General features: G+C 66.6%; 17 protein-coding genes. 5 read left to right on the top strand and 12 right to left on the bottom strand.

Annotated elements, in window-relative coordinates:
- Nucleotides 1-479 precede the first annotated feature (479 nt).
- Genes ACFFIC_RS15045 through ACFFIC_RS15005 form a run of 9 tightly spaced genes read right to left on the bottom strand, consistent with a single transcriptional unit; the run spans nucleotide 480 to nucleotide 11,810 of the window.
- Complete coding sequence (locus ACFFIC_RS15045; protein ID WP_377051724.1) at nucleotides 480-2,852, bottom strand: xanthine dehydrogenase family protein molybdopterin-binding subunit; 2,373 nt, start codon at nucleotides 2,850-2,852, stop codon at nucleotides 480-482.
- A complete protein-coding gene (locus ACFFIC_RS15040; protein WP_377051722.1) occupies nucleotides 2,849-3,715 on the bottom strand; it encodes an N-formylglutamate amidohydrolase in 867 nt (288 codons plus the stop codon). The genes ACFFIC_RS15045 and ACFFIC_RS15040 overlap by 4 nt, the downstream gene beginning before the upstream one ends.
- A complete protein-coding gene (locus ACFFIC_RS15035; protein ID WP_377051720.1) occupies nucleotides 3,712-4,383 on the bottom strand; it encodes a GntR family transcriptional regulator in 672 nt (223 codons plus the stop codon). The genes ACFFIC_RS15040 and ACFFIC_RS15035 overlap by 4 nt, the downstream gene beginning before the upstream one ends.
- On the bottom strand, nucleotides 4,380-6,386 hold the full coding sequence (locus ACFFIC_RS15030) for a dipeptide ABC transporter ATP-binding protein (protein WP_377051718.1): 2,007 nt from the start codon (nucleotides 6,384-6,386) through the stop codon (nucleotides 4,380-4,382). Before ACFFIC_RS15030 ends, ACFFIC_RS15035 begins: the two co-directional genes overlap by 4 nt.
- A complete protein-coding gene (locus ACFFIC_RS15025) occupies nucleotides 6,383-7,219 on the bottom strand; it encodes an ABC transporter permease (protein WP_377051716.1) in 837 nt (278 codons plus the stop codon). The genes ACFFIC_RS15030 and ACFFIC_RS15025 overlap by 4 nt, the downstream gene beginning before the upstream one ends.
- Nucleotides 7,203-8,159: an ABC transporter permease gene (locus ACFFIC_RS15020; protein WP_377051714.1), complete on the bottom strand. Its 957-nt coding sequence runs from the start codon at nucleotides 8,157-8,159 to the stop codon at nucleotides 7,203-7,205. Before ACFFIC_RS15020 ends, ACFFIC_RS15025 begins: the two co-directional genes overlap by 17 nt.
- Before the next feature lie 3 nt (nucleotides 8,160-8,162).
- Nucleotides 8,163-9,665, bottom strand: coding sequence for an ABC transporter substrate-binding protein (locus ACFFIC_RS15015; RefSeq protein ID WP_377051712.1), 1,503 nt, complete (start codon nucleotides 9,663-9,665; stop codon nucleotides 8,163-8,165).
- Between the two features lie 25 nt (nucleotides 9,666-9,690).
- Nucleotides 9,691-10,941, bottom strand: coding sequence for a M20/M25/M40 family metallo-hydrolase (locus ACFFIC_RS15010; protein ID WP_377051710.1), 1,251 nt, complete (start codon nucleotides 10,939-10,941; stop codon nucleotides 9,691-9,693).
- The gene (locus tag ACFFIC_RS15005; RefSeq protein WP_377051708.1) at nucleotides 10,941-11,810 is read right to left on the bottom strand and encodes an N-formylglutamate amidohydrolase; all 870 of its coding nucleotides are present in this window, start codon (nucleotides 11,808-11,810) and stop codon (nucleotides 10,941-10,943) included. The genes ACFFIC_RS15010 and ACFFIC_RS15005 overlap by 1 nt, the downstream gene beginning before the upstream one ends.
- A gap of 887 nt (nucleotides 11,811-12,697) precedes the next feature.
- Here ACFFIC_RS15005 and ACFFIC_RS15000 point away from each other — a divergent pair.
- Both ACFFIC_RS15000 and ACFFIC_RS14995 read left to right on the top strand, forming a co-directional pair.
- Complete coding sequence (locus ACFFIC_RS15000; protein ID WP_377051706.1) at nucleotides 12,698-12,892, top strand: DUF3489 domain-containing protein; 195 nt, start codon at nucleotides 12,698-12,700, stop codon at nucleotides 12,890-12,892.
- A gap of 558 nt (nucleotides 12,893-13,450) precedes the next feature.
- Nucleotides 13,451-14,599: an SGNH/GDSL hydrolase family protein gene (locus ACFFIC_RS14995; protein ID WP_377051704.1), complete on the top strand. Its 1,149-nt coding sequence runs from the start codon at nucleotides 13,451-13,453 to the stop codon at nucleotides 14,597-14,599.
- Between the two features lie 612 nt (nucleotides 14,600-15,211).
- Here ACFFIC_RS14995 and ACFFIC_RS14990 read toward each other — a convergent pair.
- Both ACFFIC_RS14990 and ACFFIC_RS14985 read right to left on the bottom strand, forming a co-directional pair.
- Nucleotides 15,212-16,345: an alpha/beta fold hydrolase gene (locus ACFFIC_RS14990; protein ID WP_377051702.1), complete on the bottom strand. Its 1,134-nt coding sequence runs from the start codon at nucleotides 16,343-16,345 to the stop codon at nucleotides 15,212-15,214.
- Between the two features lie 479 nt (nucleotides 16,346-16,824).
- On the bottom strand, nucleotides 16,825-16,953 hold the full coding sequence (locus tag ACFFIC_RS14985) for a hypothetical protein (protein ID WP_377051700.1): 129 nt from the start codon (nucleotides 16,951-16,953) through the stop codon (nucleotides 16,825-16,827).
- 142 nt (nucleotides 16,954-17,095) lie between these two features.
- Here ACFFIC_RS14985 and ACFFIC_RS14980 point away from each other — a divergent pair, with 142 nt between their 5' ends.
- Together ACFFIC_RS14980 and ACFFIC_RS14975 are read left to right on the top strand one after the other, a co-directional pair.
- Nucleotides 17,096-17,848 (top strand): DUF3489 domain-containing protein, encoded by a 753-nt coding sequence (locus ACFFIC_RS14980; protein ID WP_377051698.1) that lies wholly within the window; start codon nucleotides 17,096-17,098, stop codon nucleotides 17,846-17,848.
- Entirely contained in the window at nucleotides 17,848-18,564 is a 717-nt protein-coding gene (locus tag ACFFIC_RS14975; RefSeq protein ID WP_377051696.1) for a recombinase family protein, read from the top strand. The genes ACFFIC_RS14980 and ACFFIC_RS14975 overlap by 1 nt, the downstream gene beginning before the upstream one ends.
- Here ACFFIC_RS14975 and ACFFIC_RS14970 read toward each other — a convergent pair.
- Entirely contained in the window at nucleotides 18,542-19,459 is a 918-nt protein-coding gene (locus ACFFIC_RS14970) for a LysR family transcriptional regulator (protein ID WP_377051694.1), read from the bottom strand. The genes ACFFIC_RS14975 and ACFFIC_RS14970 overlap by 23 nt on opposite strands.
- A 119-nt stretch (nucleotides 19,460-19,578) precedes the next feature.
- Between ACFFIC_RS14970 and ACFFIC_RS14965 the strand changes: the two genes are divergently transcribed.
- Nucleotides 19,579-20,718: a mandelate racemase/muconate lactonizing enzyme family protein gene (locus ACFFIC_RS14965; RefSeq protein ID WP_377051803.1), complete on the top strand. Its 1,140-nt coding sequence runs from the start codon at nucleotides 19,579-19,581 to the stop codon at nucleotides 20,716-20,718.
- Nucleotides 20,719-20,734 lie beyond the last annotated feature (16 nt).

The raw sequence follows: 20,734 nt of genomic DNA, 5'->3' as shown, positions 1-20,734 counted from the left end.
GGAGGTTGGTCGTGGAAGTACCCCGTAAATGCGACGGGGAAGGACGTAGAGAACGAAGCAACCTCGCTGTGGTAGGCGTGCAGCTGGCGCCACGAGAGCTCGGGGGTGAAGCGCCCACTGATGCTGGAACTGCCATCGCCTGGGCGACAGCAACACCAACCCTGAGAGGGAACGTCGATCAAAGATGTAGTGATTACAAGGCGCTAAACCTTGTAGACTAAATCGCCTAAGTCCCAAGCTTCGGAGACAACTACCTCTCCGGAGAGAGAAAACGGCGCTCGTTCCGCTCTCGAAACATCAAGCTATGTGCGGAAAATGCAGCCGGAACGCACGGAGAGACGCGATTCCAACCTGCCAGAGAAAAGTTGTCTGCTGGAAAGTTGGAGCAGCGAGAGGAACTGGGCGCAAACATTCTCTGGGACGATGGAGTTTGTCCGCCCCGCTCGGATACGGCTGATCACTGCTTCTCAGGCGCTGCTTTACCCAGGCAGAAAAGCTTTGTTGATGGCCTGCCAAACCTTCTGCGACGTAACCGGCATTTCGATGGCGGTAACTCCCAAAGGACAGAGGGCGTCGAGAACGGCGTTGATGATCGCGGGCGGCAATCCAACTGACCCAACCTCTGCACATCCCTTGGCTCCGAAGGCATTGCCGGGCGAAGAAGTCGGGCACATGACAACTGTATAGGAGGGCACGTCACCGGCCCGCGGGAGGCAGTAGTCCTGCAGCGAAGCTGCGAGAGGCTGCCCGGCCTTGTCGAATGAGAGCTCTTCCAGAAGCGCCTGCCCTATGCCCTGCGCTAGCCCGCCATGGATCTGGCCATCTACGATCATTGGATTGATGACGTTCCCGACATCATCGACCGCCGTAACCGCGACGAGGGCTACCTCGCCCACTTCCGGATCAACCTCGACCTCGGCGATGTGGCAGCCACTGGGAAAGGTCCAGTTCGCAGGCTCGTAGAACGCCGTCTCGTCCAATCCGGGCTCAAGCTCAGCGGGATAGTCGTGCAGGGTGTAGGCAGCGCGGGCCACCTCCTGGAACGAGATGGCGCGATCGGTCCCGGCAACGGCGAAGCGGCCCTCCTCAAATACCAGATCCGCCTCTGATGCCTCCATAAGATGCGCGGCGATGTGCCGCCCCTTCGTGACGACCTTCTCCAAGGCCCGCAGGATCGCGGATCCACCGACGACGAGCGAGCGCGAAGCCGCAGTGCCTCGCCCAAACGGCACCTGAGCCGTGTCGCCCTGCACGACCTGGACGTGATCGATCGACACTCCCAGCCTCTCCGACACGATCTGGGCGAAGACGGTCTCGTGCCCCTGCCCATGGCTGTGGGCGCCGCTGAACACTGTTACGTCGCCGCCCGGATGCACCCGCACCTGAGCGGACTCCGCGCGCCCACCCCTGGCTCCCTGTTGCCCCGCCACTCGAGATGGCGTCGCGCCGGCAATCTCGACGTAGGTCGAGAGCCCCAGGCCTCGCAGCTTCCCTCGTGCGGCCGCCTCGCGCCGCCTCTCCTCAAAGCCGTCGAAACCACTCGCTGCCAGGGCTGCGTCCAAGCAGGCGCCGTGGTCGCCTATGTCGTATTCCAACCCGAGTGGCGTGCAGTATGGAAAATCCTCGGGGCGGATGAAGTTAAGGCGGCGCAGCGCGACCCGGTCCCGTCCGGTTTCTCGCGCTGCCTGATCCACGAGCCGTTCCAGGACATAGGTCGCCTCCGGCCGGCCAGCACCGCGATAGGCGTCCACCTGCACGGTGTTGGTGAAGGCTAGGCGCACGCGGCAGTGAATGGCGGGCGTGCGATACACGCCTGCCAGCAGCGGTGCGTAGTAGTAAGTTGGGATCCCCGCCCCCGCGCCCGAGAGGTAGGCACCGAGATTTGCCAGCGTGTCCACACGCAGTCCGATGAAGCGGCCATCCTCGTCGAGCGCGAGCTCCGCAACTGTGCGGTGGTCCCGTCCCTGGACGTCGGTAAGGAAGGCTTCGGACCGATCGCCCACCCAGCGGACCGCTGTGCCCAGGCGCCGCGCGGCCCAGGTGAGCACCGTCTCCTCGGGATAGAGGAAGATCTTCGTGCCGAAGCCACCGCCGACATCCGGGGAAATGACGCGAAGAAGGCTCTCCGGCATTCGCAGCACGAAATTGGCCAAGGTGGAGCGGACGGTGTGCGGGTTCTGGCTCGTAGTGTGAAGGATCGTCTGGCCGGTGCCGGGATCGTGCTCCGCCAGGGCGGCGCGCGGCTCCATGGGATGAGGGACGAGCCGATTGTTGACAAGGGACAGGCGCGTGACGTGTTGGGCGCGGGCGAAGGCAGCCTCCACGGACGCCGCATCGCCGATGGACCAATCGCAGCAAAGATTTCCGGGTACGTCGTCGAACAGGGGTGGGGCGCTGGGCGCCAGGGCGGCCGCGCTGTCTGTGACCGCGGGAAGGATCTCCCACACCGGATTCAACCTCTCGGCGGCGTCGCGGGCCTGCCGGGCGTCGCGCGCAATCACCACCGCTACCGGCTCCCCGACGTGCCGGGCCCGATCGAGCACCAACGGTGGGTGGGGCGGCTCTGCCATAGGGCGTCCATCGGTGCCTGTGACCTTCCAGCCGGTTGGAATGCTCAGGATGCCGTCCGCCTGCAGTGCGGCCCCGTCAAAGACCGCGACGACGCCGGGCATGGCGAGGGCCGGGGCAAGGTCCAGCTCCAGAAGCCGCGCATGGGCGTGGGGTGAGCGGTGGAAGCACGCGTGCAGCATGCCCGGTCGCTCCAGGTCCGCCACGTAGCGCCCGCGCCCAGTAAGGAAGCGGCGGTCCTCGCGGCGCCGGACGGACGCTCCGATGCCGGTGCCGTCCTTCATGCGACCGCCGCGCCTCGGGCGAATGCCACGACATCCCCCACTATTTTTCGCAAGTGCCCGCGCACGGTGTCGAACTGGGCAGAGCGCGTGACGCCGTCCGCCTCTAGGTAGAGCCGGCTATTGATTTCGATCTGTAGGCTGTGGCGGCCCCTGCCGGGATCGCCGTGGCGCCGTAAAATCTCCTGTCCCTTAAAGGGCCGGTTGATCGCGACCGTGTAGCCCAGACGCAAAAGGGCGGAGGCGACTCGGTCCCGGAAGTCAGGGGCGCTGCTCGTGCCGTCTCGATCGCCGATGCAGAAATCGGCGCGGATCTCTCCAGGATCGGGTGACATGGGCGTGCCGACCGGCCCCATGCGGTGGCAATTGAGGTGGTAGGCTCGCCCGAAGCGGTCATGCGCCTCGTCGATCATGCGGGCGAGCTCGGCGTGGTAGGGGCGATGGTAACGCTCGATCCGCGCCTGGACTTCCGCGACGGTTAGCTTGCGATCGTAGATGGGGGTGCGCCCCCGGCCGAAGGCGGCGACCAGCCCGATGCCCAGCCCGACCTTCGGCCCCGGCCTCGCACCGCCAGGCCAGGGCGCATCCAGCAGGTTCTCGTCGATGTCGTTCTCGGCGCGGTTCGGTTCAATGACGCTGTTGGCGAAGATTGCGGTCAGTACGGAAGCGCCAGCCTCGACAGCATCGGCATAGAGCGCATCCACGTGAAGGGACACGTTGCCCTGCAGGGCGCGCAAAGGCGCGACCGCGTCGAAGTCCGGCGGGTAGTGTGTGCCGCTCTGCGGGAGGTCGATCACCAGCGGGCCGGGGATGGTCGGGTTGTCCCGCCGAAGGACACCCTCCACCAGCGTGTGTGGCAGCCTCACGGGCGGCGTCCTAGGGAGGCCTGGCTGAAGGCCTCAATGAGGTCCATCAGCGCATCCGAGGCCTCGGCTGCCGCCTGCGCCTCCCCCTCAGCGGCCGCGAAGACCACAGCAGCGCAGGCCTGCGCCACCTCGGGCAGCACCGCACCAGCATAGGTGAAGTAGAAGCGGCGGGACAGGGCGTGAATTGGGACGATGGCGCGGGCAAGATAGGGGTTCCGCGCCGCCTGGACGAGAAGCTCTTTGTACTCGCGGTCGCAGTGCGCGACGGCATGCCGGTCGCCGGTCCGGGCTGCCGCGATATGGGCCTCCCCGACCTCGCGCATCCGGCGACGCTCCTCCGGGCGGGCTCGGAGGGCGGCGGCGCGGGCCAGGCCGCGCTCAAGCTCCCGCCGCGCCTCCAGTAGCAGGAACTGCTGCGCGAAATCGGCCTCGGAGATGCGGAAGCCGCTTCGTGGCACGACCTCGACCAGCCCATAGGCCTCCAGCCGCAGCATCGCCTCCCGCACCGGGGTCAGACCGAGCCCGAGCATGGCGGCCAGGGCCTTCTGCCCGATGATGGCCCCGGGCTCGAGCGCGCCGGTGACGATCATCCCCTCGATCTCGGCATAGGCGCGCTGGCCCAGCGGCTCCGCGGGACAGAGCCGTGCGATTGCCTCCGCGGCGCTCATCGCGCGGCCAGCGCCTCGACCGGGATGTGGCACAGAATCTTGTGATCCGTGGCGGCCTGGCGCAGGGGCGGCGGCACGGTATCACAGCGCTCGTCGATCCGGCGGTGGCAGCGGCCGGTGAAGCAGCAGCCAGGCATCGGCGCCCCGGTGTCGATTTCGCCCCGCAGGCGAATGCGAGCCCCGGTGCGGAGCAGGGGCGCGGCCGAGAGCAACGCCTCCGTGTAGGGGTGGTTCGGCGCGCGCAAGATGTCCTCCGTCGGCCCTTCCTCAACGAGGCGCCCGCGATAGAGAACGGCGACGCGATCCGCCAGATGCGCCACGACGGAGAGGTCGTGCGAGATGAAGAGGATGGCCACGCCCAGCTCGTCCCGCAGATCGGCCAGCAGGTTCACGATGGAGGCCTGGACCGAGACGTCGAGCGCCGAGACCGCCTCGTCGCAGAGCAGCACGCTCGGGCGAGTGGCCAACGCGCGCGCGATGCCGACGCGCTGGCGCTCGCCGCCACTGAGCTGGTGCGGGTAGCGATCCGCATAGGCGGCGGGCAGGCGGACGAGTTCCAGCAGTTGCGCCACCCGGGCTGCAACGGGCGTCTCCTTCCAGCCGGAGAGGCGAACCGGACGGCCGATCGCCTGCGCGACGGTGTGGCGCGGGTTGAGCGAGGAGCTCGGGTTCTGGAAGATCATCTGCGTCGCCAGCAGAGTGCGCCGCAGCGCCCCGCCGGAGGCGCGTAGCACGTCCTGCCCCTGCACAGCGATTTTGCCCGCATCGGGCTGGACGAGGCGGATGACACAGCGGCCGAGGGTGGACTTGCCGGAGCCGGATTCACCGACGAGCCCCACGATCTCGCCAGGTTCGATCCGAAGGGAGACGCCGTCCAGCGCCCGCAGCCCCTGAACCGACGCACGGCCGAAGAGGCCCGCCGCCCAGCCCCCGCGGGAGAAGGTCTTGCTGACCTCCCGTATCTCTACCACGGGACCTGCCCCGTCGGCCGCCGCCCAGCGAGCGCGCGCCGGCTCCGGCGCGGTCGGGGCCGGGTCCTCCAGCGGAGCGCGGCAGCAGCGGACAAGGTGGTCTGGCGCCAGGGGACGCATCACCTGCCGCTCCGACACGCAAGCCTCCTCGCGATAGCGGCAGCGCGGGGCGAAGTTGCAGCCTTGCATCGGCTGGAACGGGTCTGGAAGGCCGCCGGGAATTGGCGTCAGGCGGTGGCCGCGATGGTCGAGCGTCGGCAGCGATCCCAGCAGGCCGGCGGTGTAGGGATGCTGCGGAGCGGAGAGGATCGCCTCCGCCGAGCCTTGCTCGATGACCCGTCCGGCGTAGAGAACAGCGACCTCATGCGCCACGCGCTGAATGACACCGAGGTTGTGGCTGATGAAGACCATCGCCACGCCCCGATCCTTCTGCAAGCCATGGAGGAGGTCGAGGATTTGGGCCTCGATCGTCACGTCCAGCGCGGTTGTCGGCTCGTCCAGCACCAGCAGCTCAGGGTCGCAGGCCAGGGCGGTGGCGATCATCGCGCGCTGCCGCATGCCGCCGGAAAGCTGGTGTGGGTAGGAGGTGGCGACCTCCACCGCGCGCCCAATCCCGACGCTGTCCAGCAGGCGCGCTGCCTCCGCCATGGCGGAGCCAGCGTCCAGGCCGCGATGCACGGTCAGCGGTTCCGATACCTGCGCGCCGACGGTCAGCCCTGGGTTAAGAGAGAGGAAGGGGTCCTGGAACACCATGCCCATGCGCCGGCCTCGCGTGAGGCGGCGCTCCTCCAGAGGCATCGTCGTTAGCTCCTCGCCCGCCAGACGTATGGAGCCGGCGGTGACCCTGGCGCCCGCCGGGAGGAGGCCCATCAGGGCAAGGGCCACCGTGCTCTTTCCTGATCCGGACTCGCCGACGATGCCGAGGGTACGGCCGCGTTCCAGCCGGGCAGAGAAGCCCTCGACCGCCTGCATCGGGCCGCGCCCGGTGCCGTAGGCGATTGCGAGGTCGTCGATCTCCAGCAGCGCCGTCATGCGCGGCCCCGCATTCGGGGATCGAGCAGGTTCCGCAGTCCGTCGCCCATGAGATTAATGGCAACCACCGTCACGCAGAGAGCGAGGCCAGGCCCGAGGACGATCCAGGGCGCGCTGTCGATGAAGGGCCGGGCTTCCGAGATCATCAGCCCCCAGTCGGAACTGGGCGGCTGCACCCCGAGGCCGAGGAAGGAGAGGGCGGCAGCGAGCATGACGGCGAAGGTCATCCGCAGCGAGGCCTCTACGATGATGGAAGGCCAAGCATTGGGCAGGATCTCGCGCAGCAGAATCCAGGGCAGGCGCTCGCCGCGGCCCTGGGCGGCGAGCACGAACTCCTCGCGCGACAGGTCGAGCGCCACGCTGCGGACGAGGCGCGTCATGACGGGCACGTAGATGATGCCGACTGCGATGGCCGTCTTCCAGACGCTCGGACGCGTTGCAGATAGGATGAGCAGTCCCATCAGGATTGGCGGGACGGACATCAGCACGTCGATGATCCGCATCAGCGCCTCGTCCACGACGCCGCGCAGGTAGCCGGCGAGGAGGCCAAGCGGGATGCCGATGAAAAGGCTGACCGCAGTGGCCGCGGCGCCGAGAAAGAGAGAGGTGCGCCCTCCGATCAGGAGACGGCTTAGGACGTCCCGCCCGAACTCGTCTGTGCCGAACCAGTGGGCAAGCGAAGGTGCCTCCTTGATCGCCATGATGTCCATCTCGTCGTAGGGATAGGGCGCAACCCAGGGTGCCGCGACAACCATGGCGACCAGCAGGGCGAAAAGCCCGCCGCCGACGAGAAGCGAGGTCGGCAGCCTGCCGCCCCTATTCAGCCGCGCCATGGTATCGGATCCTGGGATTGAGGAGGCTGTAAAGAATGTCGGCGCCTAGATTGGCGAAGGCGTAGATCGCGGTGATGACGAGGACGCCGGCCTGGATGACCGGGATGTCCTTCTGCTCCACGGCAAAGATCAGCAGGCGGCCAAGGCCGGGGTAGGAGAACACCGTCTCCACCACCACGATCCCGCCCATCAGAACGCCCACATCGATGGCAAGGATGGTGATCGTCGGCAGCAGGGCGTTGCGCAGCGCGTGATGCCACACGATGCGGGATTCGGTGAGGCCCTTGGCCCGGGCGGCGACCACGTATTGCGCCTGCATCGTTTCCACCATGCTCGATCGCGTAAGGCGCGAGACATGGGGCACAAGGCCGGCGACTAGGGTGACCACCGGAAGAACCAGGTGCGAGGCCCAGGGGCCCACACCCTCGCTGATGGAGGTGTAGCCGGTGGCGGGAAGCCAGCGCAGCAGCCCCGCGAAGATCATAAGAGACACGATGGCCCAGAAGAACTCGGGGATGGCGAGCGAGATGAAGTTGAGGGAGGATACCACCCGGTCGCCCAGCCGCCCGTAGCGCAGGGCTGACCAGACGCCGGACCAGATACCGATGACGGTCACGAGCGCCATGGAGATAACGGCGAGCTGGATGGAGTTTCCCATGGCATTGATAACCAGCGGGGCCACTGGTCGGTCCATGAGCATGGAGCGGCCGAAGTCACCCTGCAGCACGCCTCCGATCCAGTCGCCGTACTGCACGATGATCGGCCGGTCGAGGCCGAGCTTCGCCTCCACCGCCGTGATCTGATCCGGCGTCGCGAACTGCCCGAGGATGGAATAGGCGACGTTGCCCGGCAGGATCTGGGTGATCCAGAAGATCAGCGCCGACACCGCCAGGAGCACTAGCAGGATCGCTGCGAGCCGCTTGGCGATGTAGGCCGCCACCAATCAGCCCTCCAGCGTCGCATTACGCAGGTCCAACCAAGCGTAAGGGTGTGTGCGGTAGCCCTTCAGCCGCGTTCTGTAGGCCGTGGCGAAGTTCAACATGTAGGCAATGATGCCCGGCGGATCCTCTGTCACTACCTGCTGGAAGCGCTTGTAGAGCGTGGCCTGCTCCTCCGACGTGCGGGCAGCCCGAGCGGCATCCAGCAGCCGGTCAACCTCCTCGTTCTTGTAGTGCCACATCGTACCGTTCCAAGTGCCTGTGCTGTGAAACCAGGGATAGGTGGCCGTGTCGGCAGTCGGGCGGGCGAAGTAGCCATCAGCGTAGAACACTGCCTTGCCCGTCACCTCGGCGTTGAAGCGATTGTAGGGCAGGCGCCGTAGCTCGACTTGGATGCCCAGAGGACGCAGCATCTGCTGCACGGCTAGGCCCATCCGCTCACGGGTCGGGCGACCCACTGGGACGATCAGGGGGACGGAGAAGCCGTTCGGATACCCAGCCTCGGCCAGGAGCCGCTTCGCTTCCGCGACGTTCGGTCGGAAGCCGATATCGCTGTTGAAGAAGGGGCTGCCAGGCGGGATAGGCGTGTGGGTCGGCGCCCCGCGTCCGAAGACCGCGAAACGGACGAGCGCGGCTTTGTCCAACGCCAGCAGCACGGCGCGGCGGACACGGGCGTCGTCGAATGGCTTCTGGACGTTGCTTAGCACCAGTCCGTCCCAAGTCCCGGTGGTCGCCTCGTCCACCTTGATGCCTTGCTCGCGCTCCAGACCCTCCACAGCCTCAAGCGGAACGTTCCAGATCATATCGATGTCGCCGGCCTTCAGCGCCGCGACCTTCGCCGCATCCTCCGGGATGATCCGGAAGGTCACGCCGGCAAGCTTCGGCACGCCCGGCTCGAAATAGTCCGGGTTCCGCTCCAAGGTTAGGCGGTCGCCTGGTTGGAAGGAGACGAAACGGAAGGGACCGGTACCAGAGGGTTCGGTGGAGAGCTTGTCCAGCCGGTCCGCAGGGATGATCTTGAGCTGGCGCTCCATCAGCAGCGACGGGAAGTCACCATAGGGGATGGAGAGGTCGAAGCGCACAGTGTGATCGTCAGGCGCCTCAACACCCGTGACCATCAGGATCTGGCTGCGGCCTGGGGACCCCGTGGAGGGGTCGAGGATGCGCTTGTAGGTCGCCAGCACGTCCGAGCTCGTCATCGCCCGTCCGTGGTGGAACTTCACGCCGCGGCGCAGACGGAAGGTCCAACTCTTCAGGTCAGGCGATGATTCCCAGGATTCCGCGAGGTCGGGGTGAAGGTTCCGATCCTCATCGATCCGTGTCAGGCCGTTGAAGACGAGATTGGAGTAGACATAGTCCTCTGCGATCCCGGCGCGGGCGGGGTCAAGATTGTTCAGGTTCGCGTTCAGCGTGGCGCGCAGCACGCCGGCCGATTGGGCGGAGGCCGGTCGGGGCAGGGCAGGGGAACCGAGCACGAGGCCGGAGGCCAGAAGGCTGCGTCGCCGCATCGCGAACTCCTCTTGGGTGTTGGGGTCAGGAACCGCCGAGGTAATCCCAGGCCGTGGCGGCATGGACTTTCACGACGTGCAAGAATTCGTCCAGGTCGACACCCTCATCCGGGCCGGCGAGCCGATCCGGGGAGACCCCGTAGTAGAAGGCGGGAATGCCGCGGTAGCGCCAGAACTTGCAGTCCGAACCGCCGAGGCTGCAGGCCGGCAGAGGCGTTTCATGCCCGAGGGAGCGGACATTGGCTTGCACCAATCCGACCAGCGGGTGCGCGGGATCTGACCAGCTCGCCGGATTACTGGCGGCCACCTGTTCCTCCACCACCGTTTCCGGGTGGTGCTCCAGGATCTCGTAGATGCGCGCCATGACGGGCGCCTTGTCCATCCCCGGCGGCAGGCGGATGTCCACCTGCGTCTCACACAGGCCGGGGATCATGTTTACTTTCGCGCCACCGCGGATGACGCCCACGTTGACGCTAACCTTGCCGATCATCTCCATCGTGCCGGGGCCCATGACGCTGTCGAGCGCCCCCATCGTGCCGGGCTCGCTCAGAATGGCCGTGAGCGGTGCAGGCAGGGACACGGGAAAGGTGGTGAGCTCCTCCAACTCCCCGATTAGCCGTGCGGCGAGCTTCACCGCATTGGCGCTGCGATGGGTCGCCGCGCCGAAGCCGCCGGTCGTGCGCGTGGTGAAGGTAAGCCGAAGCGTGCCCTTCTCGCCGAAGCGCACCGTCCGCAGGCCGCCAGGTTCGCCGTTCAGAACGGCATCGCCGAGGCACTCCGCCGCGTGCTCCTCTAGCAGGAACTTCGCCCCGTACTTCCCACCGGTTTCCTCGTCCGAGACGGCGGTAAGGGTGAGACGGCCGCGGAGCCTGTCCCGATGCGGGTAGAGGTAGGCATAGGCCATGATGGATGCCGCCGTCCCCGCCTTCATGTCGGCGGTACCCCGCCCCCAGAGACGCTTGCCCTCAATTGCCGCGCACCATGGATCTCGCGTCCAGCCATCCCCGGCGGGGAAGACGTCGATATGCCCGTTCAGGACTAGGTGGCTGCCGGGCGAACCGCCGTCGAAAGAGCCGACGACATTAGGCAAGTGGTCCTGGGCGGCGACGACGCGGTGCGGCAGGCCTCGATCCGTGAGGAACCGGGTGACGACGGCTGTCGCTTCCCGCGTGTCACCCGGTGGGTTCGGCGACGGCGCGCGGACAAAATCGGCCAGAAAACCGATGATGACGTCGCGGTCGGCCTCGATCCGGGCGAGGAGGCCTGCCTTGTCCATCAGCGCGCCTGGCTCCGCGCATAAGCCGCGATATCGGCCGCCACGCCGCCGAGGTCCCCCTGGACCTTGTCGAAGTCCGGCTTCTTCTGGAAGCTCTCCTCATCCATGAAGAGTTCCTTGATCACCTCGATCTGAACGCTGTGCACGCCGGCCTCAGGGTTGCCATGCAGCCGGATCGATTCGGCGCCCTTGAAGGGATCGTTGAAGGTGACGCTATAGCCCCGCTTGCGCATCGCCTCGGCAATCGCCTCCATGAACTCGCGGGAACTGGTGGTGCCGTCGCGGTCGCTGAGGCAGAAATCCTTGCGACGCATGCCGTGGTCATGGGCCGTGACCGGGCCGATCGTGCCCATGCAGTGGCAGCTCAGATGGAAGGCAATGCCGAACTTCTGCCGGCGTTCCTCGATCAGCTCTGCAAGGCGCGTGTGGTAGGGGCGCCAGTAGTGCTCGATCCGGTGCTTCACCTCTGCGACCGAGAGCTTGTCCGGGTAGAGGGCATGGCCGCGGGCCTTGCTGTGGATCAGTCCCATGCCCAGGCGGTTCGACTTGTCCGTCGGATCCAGCGGCTCAGGCCAGGGCTCCAGCATGAGCGAGGGGTCGATGTCACGCTCGCCACGGTTGGCGTCAATCCAGTTGTTGACGAAGGTGGCGTAGAGCAAGCCGCTGCCCGAATGAGGAGCCCCAGCCCATATCTCTTCCACATATTGGGAAACGAGGAAGTGGACATCGTTGAACGGGGCCGTGCTGTGAAAGCCCAGCGGGTACTCCCGTCCGCTTCGCGGAACGTCGAAGACGCTCGGGGCGGCATCGGTCTCCGGAGGAGTGTACAGGTAGATTCCGGGTTTATACTCCACCGCCACCCCCAACATATTTGCAATATATCCACGTTGAGTGAGTTCGATCTGAGCTGTCAAGCATCGTTGTGGATGCGAGAAGCGCGGCGCACCCGACTGCGTGGAGGATGGTCCCGTGCTCACCACTCAGGTTCGTGGCCAAAGTCAGGCCGGCGCCAATCGCCAACGGCGCGCCCGTCGCGAGCGGTCAGACTGGCGTTCTGCTCTAAGACACGCTGGTGCGATGGTACGAGCGGTCGTAACTGGGAAGCTGATGGTGCGGGCGGGGTGCCGATCAAGATGGCCAACGTTTTTACTGCAGCACCCCCCAACGCGAGAGGCTTTCTCATACTGACCTGGGCACCCTGCCTATCATTCTGCTGGCGCTTGGCTTTGCCGCCGGACAGAGCGAAGCACGGCAACGCGGCGGCACTTCCCTCCCGCGCCACCCTGACCGGCTCTCGGCAGGGCTCCGGGTCGTAGGACCCGGCTGGTCGGGTCCGCGAAGAGACCTGACGATGACGAAGCCGCTCTCCCCCACCCAAGCGCAGATTCTGAGCGCCGCTACCCAGCACCCGGACCTACTTGCCGAGGCGCCTGCGAACCTACCAGCCGCCGCCCGAAATGCAGTTCTCCAGAGCATGCTCAAAGCAGGGCTACTGGAGGAGGTGCCTGATCCGGAGGGTGACCCTGCAATGGTGCAGCGGATCACACCGGCTGGACTCAGGGCGGTCGTTGCGCCGGCTACCGTGAAGGTGAGCAGAGGGGTTGCTGCGGACGTGCAGGAGGGCAGGGAAGGGCAGTCGGTCTCCGTCGCCGCACCGGCGGACTAGGAGGCGCCTATCGACCCTCCTGCCGCGCGACTGAGCCACACCTCGCTCCGTGCGGCCGCCGCGACCCTGCTGGTGGCCTGGGACGCCGGCATGGAGCGCTCGGCCCTGCCGGGTGCCGTGGAGGCGCTCAGGGCCGCTCTGTGCCGCGGTGGCGGGGCTCGCCCGCCTCGGGCCCCCTCCGCCTCACGCTGCCTGCGGGAGGGCACCAAGCAGCAAGCCGTCCTGATCCTCCTGCGCCGCCCAGAAGGTGCCACCATCACCCAAGTGATCGAAGCCACTGGCTAGGCCCAGCACACGGTCCGCGGCTTCCTCACCGTGCTGCAGAAGGAGCGCACGGTCGAGGTGCTGGAGCGGGTGCGACAGGTCGGGCCGGGGGCTCCACGGTACGAAGGGTAGCTACAGCATCTACCGCATCGCCCGCGGAGAGCAGGGTATCGAGCATGGCGGCGTTGTGCCCCGAGCTTCACCTTGCATCCCCCAATGAGTGGGTAGCTCAAAGCTGAGCAGAGACCTTACCCCTTGCCAGCCATCCGCCGATCTGCGGATGATTTAGCCAACGGGATGGGCACGGAGTGAATGCCGCAGAGTGGCATTCGCGCGACCAGATGATCCATCCGGGTTGGGGGAGGAGGTCGAATGCCGACGTTCCGTCATCTTTTCGCGTCTGCGGTGCTCTCGGTCGCTATGTCACTGACTGCGTATGCCCAATCTGCCCCCGAGCGGTGGATCCCAACATGGGCTGCGCCGGACGTAGCCCGTGTTGACCAAACTGCACAGACATTGGGCCCCACTGCGTTAGCCTTTCCGTGGGCGAACGATGTCCCTGAGGCTGTGCGTGAGTCCGTGCCGAGCCAGCAGCTTGAGGTAGCCGGCGGCTCCCGTCTTCATTTCAATAACCAGACCCTTCGACAGATTGCCCGTCTTTCCACGGGTGGAACTCGCGTCAGGGTCGTCCTGACGAACACATTTGGAACCGTGCCGCTGCGCATTGGCGCCGCTCAGGTCGCGCTCCGCGACAAGGGCGCGTCCATCGTGGCCGGCACCAACCGCGTCCTTACCTTCGGTGGGCTCGCGCAGCCGGCTATCCCGCCTGGCGCCCTGATGGTGAGCGACCCCGTCGATATGGAGGTGCCGGACTCCGCCGACGTCGTTGTCGACGTCTACCTGCCGGATAACACCGCGGCATCTAGGTCGTCGGTGACGTACCACCCCGCCTCTTGGCAGACCAACTACGTGTCGGCTCAAGGCAATCACGTAGGTGCGGTCTCATTGCCGGTCGCGACGACCACGGCTTACCGCCGCAGCGACGGGCTGCCCTCTGCCTCCTCGTTTTTCCTAAGCCGGGTCGAGGTCGTAACGAGACAGCCCACCGGGGTGCTGGTGGCGTTCGGCGACTCTATCACTGACGGCACCCAGTCCGGTCTCGACCAGAACCGGCGCTGGCTAAACCTTCTTGACGCTCGCCTCACGGCTGCGGGCATTCGCATGAGCGTTATCAATGGCGGCATAGGCGGCGGCCGCGTGCTTGAGGACGGGGTCGGCCCGAACGGTCTAGCGCGCTTCGACCGCGACGTACTTGCTCAGGCTGGCACGACGCATGTGACGATCATGCTGGGCATTAATGACATCGGTAACGGTGGAGCCAAGCCCAATCCGAGCGTTGCAGAACTCATTGCCGGGCATCGTCAACTCATTGATCGCGCCCACGCACGCGGCTTGCGCGTTTATGGCGCGACCCTCACCGCGTTCGAAGGAGCGGCGTACTGGACTCCTGAGGGAGAAGCGAAGCGCCAGGCGCTCAATGAGTGGATCCGGAGCAGCGGGGCCTACGACGCCGTTTTCGACTTCGCCGCGGCTACGCAGGACCCGACCCGGCCGACGCGGATGCGCCCTGAGTACGATTCCGGCGATCACTTGCACCCGAGCCCGGCAGGGTACACCGCCATGTCGAACAGCATTGACATTGAGCTGTTTCGTTCGCCGGGGCGTTAGCCTTGCCAGTAGCGGCCGGAGTGCCTCCGGCCGTTTGCTGCCGGTGCCCTGCTGCAGTGCCGGGCCAGGGCTCGCTGCAGCCCGCCTGACTTAGCTGAAGCTCCTGATAGAAGCGCGCTACTGAGGCGCTTGCTTGCTTTGCAATTCAGAGCGAATGGTCAGTCGCGAGTTGCAATGGCCCAAAAGGAGCGGGAGTTGATCTCGGAGCGTACACGGGCAGCGCTGGCCGCGGCATGGGCGAGGGGGGGCAGTGCTGGGCGAGGCCAGGGGGTATCGCCGGCTCCGGGCTGGATGCGGCTGCGGCCGCCCTAACGCGGCGGGATGCGGCGGCACATGGAGCGCACCGCCTCGCCCTGCAGGTGGAGCGCCTCATGGCTAAAGGCGTGCTGGGCCAGTCGGCGCTGGTTGGGGCACTACACGTGTGCCGCACGCCGGCGCTGACCAGCCTCGGAGCGTGGACGCACACGGCGGACCCGAGAGTGATGACAAGAGCGAACGCATAAACGCGCACATGGCTCTGGCCGAGAGCGGGGGCATCACAGCTTATGCAGCCTGGAGATTTTGCTCCAGGCTGCGACTGCTACTCGCCGGAGAAGGACAAGTTCAAGGAACTTAACCTGGGCAGCGGTCCGCTCGGGTCCAGTGCCGTGGAAAGCTCGGGCCACCAAAGCCCTGGCGCCCATCGGCAATGCGCTGCAGCAGGCTCTGCACCTCCGCCGTGATGACTGTCACGCCGCGGGGCGAGGAGTTACCGCTGTGGCCAAGAATATCGTCGATGTCCACGATCTTGGCGTTCGGCGCGTTGGCCGCAAGCTCCATCACGCCGCCTGCACCGGGCGTGTGCAACTGGTCAAAGCAGTTCGGGATCAGGAGCAGACGCGCCTTGATGGAGCGTGCCGCGGCACGCAAGTCGCCGTTGAAGGGTGGCGCCGCCGAGATGTCATGGTCCACAATCGCCCAGGTGCGGTACACCCAATCACGTGCCTGCGTTGTGTTGCCGAGCTGTTCGGAGCTTGTTGCGACGAAGCGGTCCACCGCGGCACGGTCGCCATACATTTCGGAAAGAGACTCAGGAGAGAAACCGAAGGCGTTCTGGATATTGATGCCGACCCCGGTGCCGCGACGCGGCGGGTCGTCAGCAGGATAGTCTCCGTCGCGCCACTTCGGGTCCAACATAATGGCTTGGCGCGCAAGCTCCCAGATGAAGGCCGTTTGCGAGCTGGCGCGAGCCATTGGAACGACCGGTATCACAGCGTCCATGAAGTCGGGGTAGCTCACCGCCCACTGCAGCGCACCGTTCCCGCCCATCGAAATTCCGGTCACAGCGACGAGGTGCCGAATGGTCAGGCACTCCGTGATCAGGCGGTACTCAGCCTGCACCATGTCGCGGATCGTGAAACGCGGGAAGCTCATGTTCATCCCCGACCGGGTCGGAGAGGTGGTAGCATTTGGATCGACGGAGGCGACGCCGAGCGTGTCCGGCTGGATGACGAAGTACTTCGTTGTGTCGAGCGCGCGACCGGGCCCTGCCAGGAAGCTTTGCGCGTCGCGGTTGCCTCGCAAGCCATGAATCGAGAGGATGGCGTTGCTACGCTCAGCGTTTAGGGTGCCATGCGTGATGTAGGTCATCCGGGCGTTCGGGATCACTGCGCCGCTCTCAAGGCGCAGGTCGCCAAGCTCGCAGGTCTGCACAGATGATGTCTGGGCTTCCGCCTGAGAAATGCCTGAGGCCGCCGTCAGGGCCATGGCTACACCGAGTACCGCGTGTCGAACGTGCAGGCGGTGGCGCTCGCGAGGTGGCAGTCTGTCCGGCCCGCGCGAAGGCAAAGGATCAAATCCGGTCATGGGTTTCCTCTTCCAGGCCTCTGTGTTGGGCCTCTGCATGAGCTAATATTTGAAAGGCTCAAAGTGCAAGCTCAGGTTCCTGCCGCACGTTCCGCGTGACGCCCTCGTCATGTCTTGTGCAGGATGGACTGCACCAGGGCAGGACTGGAGGTTGCCTTGGTGAGGTGTAGAAGGCTGCCCGGTGCGCTCCCTGTGCCCACGATCAATGGTCCATGGTTGGTGACGAACAGGCTGCCGCGATGCTGGGGTTCACAGGAACAGCGGATCGCCCAAGAAGGCGTGCATGTCGATACTGCCACCTCGCCGCTAATAGGGCGTCTAAGCGCCATGATGACGGCTACAACCGCGTCAATCTTCTGCTCTGGGCGTGCCTTGCGCGGTTAGACGTTGCCGCGAGCGTCGAGGTGCCCCACCACGCTGTTGATGCACCATTCCAGCGCCGGGTTGCCGTCGTGCCGGAGCCGGCCTGCCTGCATGGCCGCGCCGAGCTCCTGGTGGAAACGCGCCACTGAGGCGCTTGCGTGCTTCTCAAACTAGAGCGAATGGTCGAGCCGCGGGTTGCTAGCTTCCCTTCCGCGCACCCTGACCGGCTCTCGGCGGGGCTCTGGGTCGTAGGACCCGGCTGATCGGGTCTGTCCCAGGGACCTGACGATGACGAAGCCGCTCTCCCCCACCCAGGCGATTACCCTCACCGCCGCTGCCCAGCACCCGGCACGGCTCGCCGAGGCGCCTCGGAACCTGCCAGCCGCTGCTCGAAATGCGGTGCTCCAGAGCATGCTGAGGGCCGGGTTTCTGGAGGAAGTGTCTAATCCGGAGGGTGGCCCTGCAATGGTGCTGCGGATCACCCCGGCTGGACTCAGGGCCGTCGTTGCGCCGGTTTCCGTGAAGGTGGGCAGAGGGGTTGCTGCGGACGCGCTGGAGAGCAGGGAAGGGCAGTCGGTCTCGGTCGTCGCACCGGATGGCCAGGACGCGCCTATCGAACATCCTGCCACGCTACTGAGCCACACCTCGCTCCGTGCGGCCGCCACGACCCTGCTGGTGGCCTGGGACGCCGGCGTGGAGCACTCGGCCCTGCCGGGTGCCATGGAGGTGCTCAGGGCAGCCCTGAGCCGCGGTGGCGGGGCTCGCCCGCCTCGGGACCCCTCCGCTCCACGTCGCCCGCGAGAGGGCACCAAGCAGCAGGCCGTCCTGACCCTCCTGCGCCGCCCTGAGGGGGCCACCATCGCCCAGGTCATGGAGGCGACCGGGTGGGCGCAGCACACCGTCCGCGGCTTCCTGGCGGGGCTGAAGAAGAGGGGACACGCGGTCGAGGTGCTGGAGCGGGTTCGGCAGGTCGGGCCGGGAGCCCAGGGCGCAAAGGGCAGCTACAGCGTCTACCGCATCGCCGCCGGGGAGCAGGGCTGATGGCCGTGCTTCGTCGCACGTCGGCCCAGCCCCGCTACGCCGTCGCGCTCTACCGGGTTTCCACAGCCGAGCAGGGGCACTCTGGCCTTGGTCTCGAAGCGCAGCAGGCGAGCGTCCGGGTGTTCGTCGAGCGGGAGGGCAGGATGCTGGTGGCCGAGTACCAGGACATCGCCTCAGGCAAGGACGACCGCAGGCCAGGCTTCCAGGCAGCGCTCACCCGCTGTCGGCAGCTCGGGGCGGTGCTCGTCGCGGCGAGGCTCGATCGGATTACCCGGCGTGCCCACACGCTCTCGGGCCTGCTGGAGGAGGGATTGTCCATTCGGACCGCTGACATGCCGGGCGCGGACGACCTGATGATGCGGGTCTACGCCGCGATGGCGCAGAAGGAGCGGGAGCTCATCTCGGAGCGCACGCGGGTAGCGCTGGTGGCGGCACGGGCACGTGGAGCGGTGCTCGGTGGTGACAGGGGCTGGAGGCCGTCCGCTCCGCCATGCGCGGTGGCAGCGGCCAAGACGCGGCAGGAGGAGGCAATCCGCACTGCGCATCGGCTCGCGCTGGAGGTGGAGGCTCTCCGGGCGCAAGGGATCGCCACCAACGCCGGAATGGCGCGGGCGCTGACGGAGAAAGGGGTGCTGACGCCACGTGGGGGTATCACTTGGACCCACACCACGGTGACGCGGGTCGTCGAGCGGCTCAAGTCTGACCGGCCCGTCTAACGCGGCCGAGTGTCGCGTCGTCCATCTCAAGCGCGTCGATAAAGTCCTGCGCGAGCCGCGATACTGGGCGCAGGCATGCTGAAACCATGCGGGCCGTGCTAAGGAGGGTAGGTCGAAAAGGGCAGGTGACCAGGTCTTCAGCCCGAGCACCCATCAGGCCAAACCCGTCCATCAGGGCAATGCCCGCCCCGGCACGGACGAGGGCGCAGGCGGCGTGGGTGTGAGAAACTTCGACGGCGATGCGGAACGGGACATTCCGTTCCGCGAATGCGCGGGCCAACTGCTCGCTCAGGACTAGGTGGCGGCTAGGACAGATGAGAGGATAGTTCGCAAGGTCCTCGGGACCAATGCTGCGCTGGCTCGCTAAGGCATGATCGGGCGGCATGACGCATGCCAGGCTCGTGCTTAGTAGGTCCTGAACCGCTAGGGCCTCGTGGCCCACGGGCCCAATGATGAAGCCTAGATCATCGCGATGCGATGCAATGCGCTCGATGATCTCGTGGGCACTAAACGTCTGTAGGGTTATCGCGCTCTCCGGCCGCTTCTCCCGGAACCGTCGGATGGCAGCCGGCAGGATGGAGGCCGCGAGCGACGGAATGGCGGCGATGGCGAGAATGCCCGCGCGGCCCTCCTTCAACTCCTCGGCCATCCGCTGCACCAGCTCGATTGCGGTGAAGGCACCAAGCGTGCCGGGGAACAAGATTTGGGCCTCCGCGGTCGGACGTAGGCGACGGCGCTCCCGCACAAAGAGGGCAAAGCCCAGGCGGGCCTCGGCCTTCTGCAGCATGCGCGTGACGGCGGGCTGAGAGATGTTCAGTGCCGCCGCCGCGGCGGTGACACTGCCGAGCTCCATCACGCGGCGGAAGACCTCCATCTCCCGCAACTCGAAGGTCATAACCACCAGACATGATCTCTGCGCATTTCGGCATTTGCGCACATCATCCCAGACGCGACAAACTACCTTGGTCGGGTCGCTGAGAGCCTGCCCAGGAGCGGAGGAACGATGCGTTGAAGGTGGTGGAGATCCGCGGCTACCTGCTGGGCTTCGCGCCCTCACCCGCCATCGGCAACGCCTCGCGCATGATCCGCCGGCGAGATTTCCTCCTTTTGGAGCTGGTGGCCGACACCGGCGCTCGGGGCTGGGGTGAGGTCTTCGCCTCGCCGGCTGCCGCGGCCGCCTTGGTCCGCACGCGGCTCGCGCCCATCATCCTCGGCGCCTCGCCCCACCATCACGGCCGTCTCTACGACCGTATGCTTGGCACGCTCGGCTACGACCGGCGGGGCCCGGGGATGATGGCCATCTCGGCCATGGACATGGCGCTGCATGACCTCGCCGCGCGGGATCGCGGCATCAGCGTCGCGGAGGCGCTCGGCGGAGCCCTTCGCACGCGCCTACCGGCCTATGCCAGCGCGCCCTTCATCACCACGGACGCTGCCGAGCCCTACGGCCACTATGCGGCCGAAATCGACGCCATCCTCCACCGCAACTTCCGCGCCCTGAAGCCGCGTGCCGGGGTCTCGCCCCGGGCGGACGGGATCATGGCGGTGGCGGTGCGCAAGCAGGTCGGGCCGGAGGTTTCCATCATGGTGGACATCAACCAGGGCTACACGGCCCGCGCTGCCATTGAGTCGGCGCGCCGCATGGAGGAGGCGGGCTTGCTCTGGATGGAAGAGCCGGTCCAGCCCGAAGACGTGGCGGGCTATGCCACCATCTCCGCCGCGGTGCCGGTCGCCATCGCGGGCGGCGAGGCGCTGGCAAGCCTCGCGGCGTTCCGGGACTTCCTCGCCGCAGGCGCGATGTCCGTGCTGCAGCCCGATCTCACCGTCTGTGGCGGCTATACGGGCTTCCTCCGCATCGCCTCGCTCGCCGCTGCCTACGACATCCCGGTCATGCCGCACGTGTTCGGGACGGTGGTGAACATGCGGGCAGCACTCCAGGCCGCTGCCCTCGTCACCCCGCGCCGCGGCGCACCGGGCGAGTACCCCTGGATTGAGTACGACGCCTCCGCCAACCCGCTGCTGGAGATCGCGGGGGCTCTTCCGTTAGAGGCGGACGGCACGATGGCCGTGCCGGACGCGCCGGGCACAGGGCTGGACCTGCAGGGCGAGCGGCTGGCGTCCTGGACCAGCGAAACCTGGCGCCTTGCGGTCTGAACGCCCCACCCCCTGA

It is taken from the genome of Muricoccus vinaceus, from assembly GCF_042433125.1.
GTDB lineage: Bacteria > Pseudomonadota > Alphaproteobacteria > Acetobacterales > Acetobacteraceae > Roseomonas > Roseomonas vinacea.
This window is presented reverse-complemented; position numbering and strand designations above follow the sequence as displayed.